General features: G+C 69.0%; 1 protein-coding gene. It reads right to left on the bottom strand.

Going from position 1 to position 1,478, the window contains the following annotated elements; translation table 11 throughout:
* Positions 1–90: 90 nt before the first annotated feature.
* Complete coding sequence (locus tag ABZS54_RS42925; protein ID WP_355548895.1) at positions 91–1,368, bottom strand: IS256 family transposase; 1,278 nt, start codon at positions 1,366–1,368, stop codon at positions 91–93.
* Positions 1,369–1,478 lie beyond the last annotated feature (110 nt).

Genomic DNA, 1,478 nt, shown 5'->3' with positions numbered 1-1,478 from the left:
GGGAGTATCAGGATTTAGGTGTACGGGGTCTCGTTCGAGTGAGTCGGGGTTTCGACTCGGTTTCGTTCGTTTGGTCGTCGCCGGTTCGGCTCAGGTGCGGCCGGCGGTGACGCGGCCGTCGAAGGCGAGGTCGAAGGCGTTCAGCGCGGCCTTCCATTTGTTGGACCAGCGCACGCGTCCCTTCCCGGAGGGGTCGAGCGCGAGCGTCGCGAGGTAGAGCCGTTTGAGGGCGGCCTGTTCGTTGGGGAAATGCCCGGAGGCGTTGGCCGCGCGGCGGTAGCGGGCATTGATCGACTCGATCGCGTTGGTCGTGCAGATGATCGTGCGGATCTCGCGGTCGAACGCGAGGAAGGGCACCATCTCGGCCCAACTGCGTTCCCACAACCGCACGATCGCCGGATACCTCGTCTCCCACGTCGCGGCGAACTCGGCGAGGCGTTCGTGCGCGGCGGCCTCGGTCGCCGCCGTGTAGACGGGCTTGAGGTCCCGGGAGATCGCCGCCCAGTCCTTCCTCGACGCGTAGCGGAACGAGTTCCGCAGGAGGTGGACGATGCAGGTCTGGACCACGGTGGCGGGCCACACCGACGCGACCGCGTCGGGCAGGCCGTTCAGCCCGTCGCAGACCAGGACGCAACAGTCCCCGACGCCCCGGTTCTTGAGCTCGCCCAGGACCTGGCCCCAGTACTTGGCGCCCTCGCCGCCATCGCCCACCCACAGCCCGAGAATGTCGCGGTAGCCGTCGACGGTGACGCCCAGGGCCACGTAGACGGGTCGGTTGGCGACCTGGCCGTCGCGGATCTTCACGTGGATCGCGTCGACGAAGACCACCGGGTAGACCGGGTCGAGCGGGCGGGTGCGCCACTCGTTCATGCCCCCGAGCACCTGGTCGGTGATGGTGGAGACGGTCTCCTTCGACGTGGTGATGTCGTAGACCTCGGCCAGGTGCGCGACGATCTCGCCACCGGTGAGGCCCTTCGCGGTCAGCGAGATCACCATCTCGTCCAACGCACCGGTGCGGCGCGCGTGGACCGGGACCAGGCCCGGGCGGAACGTGCCCGCCCGATCCCGCGGGATGTCCAGGGTGACCGGTCCGACCTCGGTGTTCACCGTCTTGCGGCGGGTGCCGTTGCGGGCGTTCCCGCCCCGCCGGACGCCCGCCCCGCCCACGCGGGCCTGCTCGCCGGCGAGATGCTCGTCCATCTCCGCGTTCAGCGCGTCCTCCATCAAGTGCTTGGCGAGTGCCTGCAACAGGCCACCCTCACCGAGCAGGCGCACCCCACCCGCCCTGGCCTGCTCGGCCGCCTTCTCCGCGAGCTCGGCCACCGCAGCCGTCAACGTAGTGTCCACGCCCTGCCCGGTAGCCGGCACGGACGTTCCCGAAACGGCCTCCACCGGACTCGACCCGGTCGTCGTAATCGCCACGTCGGTCATCGGATACTCCCTTTGCTCAGGGTGTACACCGAGTCCTTGATAGTCCC

The sequence above is a fragment of the Embleya sp. NPDC005575 genome (assembly GCF_040605455.1).
Lineage (GTDB): Bacteria > Actinomycetota > Actinomycetes > Streptomycetales > Streptomycetaceae > Embleya.
This window is presented reverse-complemented; position numbering and strand designations above follow the sequence as displayed.